This is a genomic window from Sphingosinicella sp., assembly GCF_052387495.1.
Lineage (GTDB): Bacteria > Pseudomonadota > Alphaproteobacteria > Sphingomonadales > Sphingomonadaceae > Allosphingosinicella.
Window position 1 is genome coordinate 1 of record NZ_JBQTJC010000278.1, and the last position, 7249, is coordinate 7249.

The 7249-nt window shown below is 69.5% G+C and carries 6 protein-coding genes; 2 read left to right on the forward strand and 4 right to left on the reverse strand.

The annotated features are described in order from the left end of the window. On the reverse strand, positions 1–3030 hold a 3030-nt coding region (locus ACT4N8_RS15235), incomplete at its 3' end, for an amidohydrolase family protein (RefSeq protein ID WP_444858960.1). Positions 3031–3202: 172 nt separating this feature from the next. Between ACT4N8_RS15235 and ACT4N8_RS15240 the strand changes: the two genes are divergently transcribed. Continuing rightward, a complete protein-coding gene (locus tag ACT4N8_RS15240) occupies positions 3203–3568 on the forward strand; it encodes a cupredoxin domain-containing protein (protein ID WP_444858961.1) in 366 nt (121 codons plus the stop codon). Here the strand turns inward: ACT4N8_RS15240 and ACT4N8_RS15245 are convergent, their stop codons facing one another. Further along, positions 3569–5626, reverse strand: a complete 2058-nt coding sequence (locus tag ACT4N8_RS15245) for an NAD(+) synthase (RefSeq protein ID WP_444858962.1) — start codon at positions 5624–5626, stop codon at positions 3569–3571. It abuts the gene before it with no gap. Next, the gene (locus ACT4N8_RS15250) at positions 5626–6126 is read right to left on the reverse strand and encodes a CinA family protein (protein ID WP_444858963.1); all 501 of its coding nucleotides are present in this window, start codon (positions 6124–6126) and stop codon (positions 5626–5628) included. The genes ACT4N8_RS15245 and ACT4N8_RS15250 overlap by 1 nt, the downstream gene beginning before the upstream one ends. Before the next feature lie 88 nt (positions 6127–6214). On the opposite strand from ACT4N8_RS15250, the gene ACT4N8_RS15255 reads away from it, so the two are divergent. Next, positions 6215–6574, forward strand: a complete 360-nt coding sequence (locus ACT4N8_RS15255; RefSeq protein WP_444858964.1) for a hypothetical protein — start codon at positions 6215–6217, stop codon at positions 6572–6574. Here ACT4N8_RS15255 and ACT4N8_RS15260 read toward each other — a convergent pair. After that, complete coding sequence (locus tag ACT4N8_RS15260; RefSeq protein ID WP_444858965.1) at positions 6555–7088, reverse strand: hypothetical protein; 534 nt, start codon at positions 7086–7088, stop codon at positions 6555–6557. The two genes, ACT4N8_RS15255 and ACT4N8_RS15260, sit on opposite strands and share 20 nt — an antisense overlap. Positions 7089–7249 lie beyond the last annotated feature (161 nt).

Sequence of the window (7249 nt, forward strand, 5' to 3'; positions counted from 1 at the left end):
GAGCGTGCCGATGTCCTCGAAGCCGTAGAGCCGGGCGCCCTCGGCGGTCGCGTAGCGCAGCGCCTGCACCGGCGAGGCGCCGCCGCGGACGTGGCTCCAGATCTCCCAATGCGCGGCGAGGCCCGGCTGCTGGCCGTGGCCGCCGATCGCGATCGGCACCCCGGCCTCGGCGAGGCGAAGCGATTCCCGGCCGCTATCTTGGTCGACGAACTGCTCCGGCGGGGCCGTCACCCTGCGCACCCGCGCGGCCAGCTCCGAAGGCGGCGTGTGGCGGCTGAGCAGCGGATGGTTCCAGACCGGGGTCGCCTGGCTCCAATAGGGATCGCCGGCAAGGCCGCCATAAGTGACGACAAGGGTCGGATTGTAGCCGGTCCGGCTCTGGCTGAAGAGCTGGACGAGGTCCGAATAGAAGCGCTGCTGCGGGATGTTGTGCTCGACCGTCGAATTGCCGTCCTGGATCAGGGTGACGTCCATCGAGTAGAGCGAGCCGCCCTCGGGTACGACGAGCATATTCTCCGCCCGCGCCGCGGCGGCGACCAGCTGGCGCTGGTTGCGCCGCGGCAGGTTGTAATTCTTGACCGAATGCGCGCCCTGCGCGCGCAGCCGCCGGACATGGCTCAGCGCGTCCTCATAGCTGTCGACCAGCGCGTAGCGGCCCGGCGAGCGGGCGCCGTAGACGATCTCGCCGGACGAGAAGGTGCGCGGCGCCAGGATCCGCCCCGCCCGCTGCAGCTCCGACGCGGCGAAGATCTCGCTCGCGGTGCTGGAGGGATCGTGGACGGTGGTGACGCCGAGCGCGAGGTGCGACATGGCCGACCAGTTCTGCTGCGGGATGAGGTCGTCCTCGCCCTGCTGGCCGTGGGCATGAGCGTCGATCAGGCCGGGAATGATCGTGCGGCCGGCGACGTCCACCTGCCGCGCGCCGGCGGGAATGTTCACCGCGCCGCGCGGGCCGACCGCGCTGATCCGGTTGCCGTCGATCAGGATCACGCCGTCCTCGATCACGCCGCCATTCTCGCCGGCCATGGTGATCACGCGCGCCCCGACGAGGGCGACTTGCCCGGTCGGCTGGTCGGACGCGACCGTCATCGAAAGTGAGGTGCCGCTCTGCGGCGGCGTGTAGCTCTGGCCAGGCGTCGCGCTCAGCATCGACGAGGTCGCCGCCGAATAGAGGTTCGGCCCCAGCGTCCAGGCGAGCCCCGAACTGGTCCAGTTGGGATAGGAGCCGCCGTTGCGGGTGGCGCGGGTCACCGGCATCTGCGTGCCGCGCGCGGACAGGTTCAGCATGCCGACGCCGTTGAAGAAGGGCGTGACGAAGACGTTGTAATTCTCGGTAAAGGCCAGGGTCCGCCCGTCAGGCGAGACTTCGTAGCCCGTGACCATGTCGCCCTGCGCATGGTTGCGGCGGTTGCCGCCGCCGAGGTCGACGCTGATCAGCCTGCGCTTCTGCTCCTCGGTCACCTCGAGGAAGATGCGGTCCGAAGCGGCGCCGAAATGCGGGTTGCCGCCGCTGCCCATGACGCGCGCCATCTCGCCGCCGGCCGCCGGGACGCGGTAGATCCCGTCCGTGCCGGACCAGCGCGTGGAGGTGAGGCCGCCGGCGCCGCCCGCCTCGAACACGATCGTCGCGCCGTCGGGGGAGAAGCGCGGGCGGCGGTAATGGCCGGGCTGGCGGGTAACAGCGCGCATGTCGCTGCCGTCCGCCGCGACCGTGCGGATTTCGCCGAGCCGCTGGTCGTCCCACGAGACGAAGGCGATCCGGCTGCCGTCGCGCGACCAGGAGGGATAGAGCTGGAAATCGCCGTCCTCGGCGGTGAGCGGGCGCGGCTGGCCGCCGCTCAGGTCGCGGATGTAGAGCCGGCCCAGCGTCTCGAACACGACCCGGCTGCCGTCGGGCGAGATCGAGGCGAAGCGTGGGATCCGGGTCGAGAAGCTCGGCGAGGCGACCTCGATCTGCGGCCGCGGGGGATCGATGATCACGCGGGTGTCGTCGACCTGGAACGGAATCTCCGCCGCGCCCGAGCCGTCGGCATTGACACGGCGGATGCGGCCGCCCGACCAGAAGACAATCGTATTGCTGTCGGGCGTCCAGCCCATGTTCGGATAGACGCCGTGGACCGCCCAGGTCTCCTGCAGATCCTGGTCGAGATTCTCGAAGACCCGCCGCTGGGCACCGGAGCGCAGATCGCGCACGAAGAGGTGGCTGCGGCCGCCCTCGCGGTGGACGAAGGCGAGCCAGCGCCCGTCCGGCGAAGGCTCGGGGCGGACCGCGCCGCCCGGCCCGCCGGCGACCTCGACCCGCTCGCCGGACGCCAGCTCGTAGCGCTCGATCGCGAACACCTCCTGGTTCGAATCCTGTGCATATTCGAAGGTGTTGCCGGGCGTCGTGTTGCGGCTGAAATAGATGTAGCGGCCGTCATGGCTGAACGCCGGCTCGCCGAGCTCCTTCTGGAATTGCGGATTTGGCCGCTCGACCAGGGCGACGCCGCTGCCAGTGCCGCTGGCGTGATAGAGCCAGATTTCGCCGGTGCCGAGCGAACGCTGCGTGGTGAAATGCTTGCGCGCCGCGATGAAGCGGCCGTCGGGGCTCCAGGTCGGGTTGTTGAGCAGGGTGAAGGTCTCTGTCGTGATCGCCCGCGCGCCCGAGCCGTCGGTCGCCATCACCCAGATATTGTCGCCGCCGCCCCGGTCCGAGGTGAAGGCGATGCGAGTGCCGTCCGGCGAGAAGCGCGGCTGCTGGTCGTAGGCGAGCCCCGAGGTGATCCGCCGCGGCGTGCCGCCGGAGATCGGCATCGTGTAGATGTCGCCGAGCAGATCGAACGCGATCGTCCCCCCGTCAGGGCTGACGTCGAGGTTCATCCAGGTGCCTTCCTGGGTGTTGATCCGGACCTGCCGCGTCGTCTGCCCCGGCGGGTTGTTCACGTCCCAGGACGGCGCGTCGCTGTTGCCGCCGCCGCGCCGGCTTTGCGCCTGCGCGAGGCTGGTGGTGGAAAGGAGCAGAAGCGAAAGCGCGGCAAGGCTGCGAACCATGAAAACCCCCTGAAAAGACGAGATTCGGGAAAGCGCCGACGCTGCACTATTCGAGCAATACGGGCAAGGGCGCCGCGGCGGTTCGTCGAACGCAGGCGCGGCTGGTCGATTGGGCGCGGCGGGCGGAGCTGCTATGAACAGCGCGACTGGGGAAGCTTCGGGAGTTGCCCGCATGCGCGCCTTCGCCCTTGCTGCTTTGTGGCTCGCGACCGCGGCGCTCGCGCAGGACGCGCCGACACGCGTCGAGGTGCGGCTCAGCAGCTTCGACTTCACCCCCTCGACGATCCGCCTCGCCGCCGGCCGCCCGGTCGTGCTCCACCTCGTCAACGACGGGCGTGGCGGCCACAATTTCTCGGCGCCAGAATTCTTCGCGGCGGCCCGAAACGTTGGCGGCCAGGTCCACGACGGAAGCGTCGAAGTGCCGGGGCGCCAAAGCGTCGAGGTCCGCCTCACCCCCGCGCGCGGCAGCTACCGCCTGCGCTGCACCCACACCCTCCACACCGCCTTCGGCATGATCGGCGAGATCGTGGTCGAGTGATCAGCCCTCGAAGGCCCGTTTCAACTCCTCCAGCCAAGGCTCGGCATTGCCGTCGCTCGGCGCGCGCCAGTCGCCGCGCGGGGAGAGCGCGCCGCCGGCCGAGACCTTGGGCGAATTGGGAATGGCCGAGCGCTTGAACTGGCTGATCTGGAAGAAGCGGAACAGGAAGACCTCGAGCCACTTGCGGATCGTGGCGAGGTCGTATTGGCGCTTGAGCCCCTCGGGATAATCGAACGGCCACAGCCCTTCTTTCGCGTCCTTCCACGCGTCGTGCGCCATGAAGGCGACTTTGGAGGGCGGCTGGCCGTGGCGGAGGATGTGGAAGAGGAAAAAATCGTGCAGCTCGTAGGGGCCGATCCGGTCCTCGGTCGATTGCATCCCGTTCTGCCCGTCGGCGGGGATCAACTCGGGCGAGATCTTGGTGTCGAGGATCGCCTGCAGCACCTCGTTCGTCGCCTCGTCGAACTGGCCGGTCTTGATCGCCCAGCGGATCAGATACTGGATCAGCGTCTTCGGCACCCCGGCATTGACGCCGTAATGGCTCATCTGGTCGCCGACGCCGTAGGTCGACCAGCCCAGGGCGATCTCGGAAAGGTCGCCGGTGCCGATCACGAAGCCGCCATGATGGTTGGCGAGGCGGAAGAGATAGTCGGTCCTGAGCCCCGCCTGCACATTCTCGAAGGTCACGTCGTAGACCGGCTCGCCTTTGGCGAAGGGGTGGTCCATGTCGGCGAGCATCTGCCGGGCGGCCGGCTTGATGTCGATTTCCCCCGCCTCGACGCCGAGCGCCTTCATCAGCGCCCAGGCATTAGCCTTGGTCTCCTCGCCCGTGGCGAAGCCCGGCATGGTGTAGCCGAGGATGGTCGAGCGCGGCAGGCCGAGATCGTCGCCGGCCTTGGCGGCGACGATCAAAGCGTGGGTGGAATCGAGCCCGCCCGAGACGCCGATGACGAGATGCGTGCCGCTCGTCGCCTTGAAGCGGCGAGCGAGGCCCTGGACCTGGATGTTGAACGCCTCGTAGCAATCGTGGTCGAGCTGGTCGGGGCGGTTGGGGACGTAGGGGAAGCGCCTGAGCTGCCGCTCGAAGCCGATCTCGGCGAAAGCGGGTTCGTGCGCGAAGCCGATCCGGCGAAAGCGGGTCTCGGGATGGCCGGCGGCGCGGGCATTGTCGTTGAACGTGCCGTTGCGCATCCGCTCGAGCCGCAGCCGCTGGACGTCGATGTCGGCGACCGCCAGCTCGGGCTCCCATTCGAAGCGGCCGGTTTCGGCGAGCAATTCTCCCAGCTCGTAGATCGAGCCCTGGCCGTCCCAGGCGAGATCGGTCGTGCTTTCGCCCGGGCCCGACGCCGAAAAGACGTAAGCGGCGAGACAACGGCTCGCCTGCGCCGCGCAGAGCAATTTGCGCTCGTCGGCCTTGCCGATCGTGATGTTGGAGGCGGAGAGGTTGGTCAGGATCAGCGCCCCGGCGAGCGCGCCCGCCCCTGACGGCGGCTGCGGCGCCCAGAAATCCTCGCAAATCTCGATGTGGAAGACGAAGTCGGCGAGATCCTCGGCGGCGAAGACCAGGTCCACGCCGAAGGAGACCGTCTGCCCCGCCACCTCGATCTCCAATCCGCTCAGATCAGCGCCCGAGGCGAACCAGCGCTTCTCATAATATTCGCGATAGTTCGGGAGGAAGCTCTTCGGCACGACGCCGAGAATCCGCCCGCGCGCGAGCGCCAGCCCGCAATTGTAGAGACGCCCGTTTCGCCTGAGCGGCGCGCCGAGAACGAGCACGGTCTTAAGGTCCGCACTCTCCGCCGCCAGCCGGGCGATGCCGCGCTCGACCTCGTCGAGGAAAGCGTCCTGCAGGAACAGGTCGTCGACCGCATAGGAGGAGAGGTTGAGCTCGGGGAAGACCGCGAGATCGACGCCCCGCGCGTCGGCCTCGCGGGCGAGCGCCAGCGCCTGGTCGACGTTGAAGGCGATGTCGCCGGTCGAGGCGACGGGGCTCGCCGCCGCGACCCGGACGAAGCCGTGGCGGTGGATCGCGCCGAACGGGGGCTTCGCCTTCGCCACTAGAGCATTTCCGTCATCATCTCGATCCCGGTCTCCATCGCCGCGATGCGGTTGGCGCCGCGGCCGCGCGGGCCGAAATGCGCCTCGCGATGCGCCGTTATACGGCCCGCGCGCGCGCACGCCAGATGGACGAGGCCCGGCTCCTCGCCGCTGTCGGCGAAGCCGGTGATGGCGAGCGCGATATGGGCGCGCGAGCGGGCGAGCGCACCCTCCGCCATCGCCACCGCCACCTCCTTCGAGACCGCACCCTTCTCCCGGATCAGCGTCTCGGGCACGCCCAGCATCTCCGCCTTGGCCTGCTCGCTATAGGTGACGAAGCCGCGGTCGAACGCGTGGGCGACGCCCTTCACATCGGTGAGAAGCGAGGCGAGCAGCCCGCCCGTGCAGCTCTCCGCCGTGGCGAGCACCAGCTCGCGCTCGCACGCCTTGGCGAGGAGGCGTCGAGTCGCTTCCTCCAGCCGGTCCGGCAGCGCCGGCGAAAGCGTCTCTGTTTCGTTCAAGGCAAGTACCCGATCAGCAGCTTCAATGCGGGAACCGGTCCCCTGCTCCGAATGTTCCACCCACGCAACCAGAACAGAAGGACCGACCATGAGCAACAAGACCAGGGAACGGCCCGCGAAATCCGAGCAGAAGAGCCAGGAAAGCGAGGCCGGCGCAATGAAGTGGAGCCGCAATCATTCGATCATCGCCGCCGCGGGCGCGGCCGTCGCCGGCCTCGGCGCCGCCCTGTTCGCGCGGCGCCGGTGGGGCGGCAATGACGAGGTCGATGCATCGGCGACCAGCCGCGGCAAGACCGCGCCCGGTCCGGTCGGCCAGTCCGGCGCCGCCCGCTCGGCGGGGCCGGAGTCGATGCGCGATCCCCCCGAGCAATGGGAGAAGACCGACCAGGCCTCGGACGAGAGCTTCCCGGCGAGCGATCCGGCCCCGGTCAACCCGCACGTCGATTAGGGCGACGCGAAGGCGGAACGTCCCGGTCCGGCCCGGTGGCGAAGATGGTGGCGCGGGCGTCTCCCAGCTCCCTGATCCCGTGGGCCGTTGCCCAGCCCCAGGTGAAATGGGCGGCGAGCATCACCGCGTTGCGGCGCAGCGGATGCGCCGTCGCCGGCTTGAGCACGCCGAAGGCGGGGACCCAGCCCATGTAGGAGCCGAGCCAGATGCCGGCGCCGGCGAGTGAGCCGGCCATCCGCCCGGGGCGCGCATCGGCGGCGGCGAGCAGCGCGCCGCAGGCCGCGCCATAAGCGAAATGGGCGACGAGAGTGAGCTCCGGCGCGCCCAGCGGGTCGTCGCCCAGGGTGGCATCGACGATCTCGCGCGGCGTCAGCGGATAGCGTTCCTCGCGCGGCAGCCGCCCGTGCAGCCGCCGCATCGCCGCCGTCATCGCCATCGTCGCGGCGAAACCCGCGATGCCGCCGATCACCAGCCGCGCGCCAAGTCCGGGTTCACGATCGCCACGGTTCGCCATGCCGCCACCATAGCGGCGGCGCGCTAACCGGGAAGAGCCTAGAGCTCGACCCCGCTCGCGATTTCCTCGAGCTGCTTCAGCCGCTCGCGGACGGCGGCGAGTTCGATCCTGAGGCCGATGCCGCTCTCAAGCGGTTCGTCCGCGGCGTCGCGGCGGGCCAG

Coding starts and splice junctions, on each gene's coding strand:
- ACT4N8_RS15260 (WP_444858965.1), bottom strand. CDS start 7,088: ATGGCGAACCGTGGCGATCGTGAACCCGGACTTGGCGCGCGGCTGGTG.
- ACT4N8_RS15240 (WP_444858961.1), top strand. CDS start 3,203: ATGCGCGCCTTCGCCCTTGCTGCTTTGTGGCTCGCGACCGCGGCGCTC.
- ACT4N8_RS15255 (WP_444858964.1), top strand. CDS start 6,215: ATGAGCAACAAGACCAGGGAACGGCCCGCGAAATCCGAGCAGAAGAGC.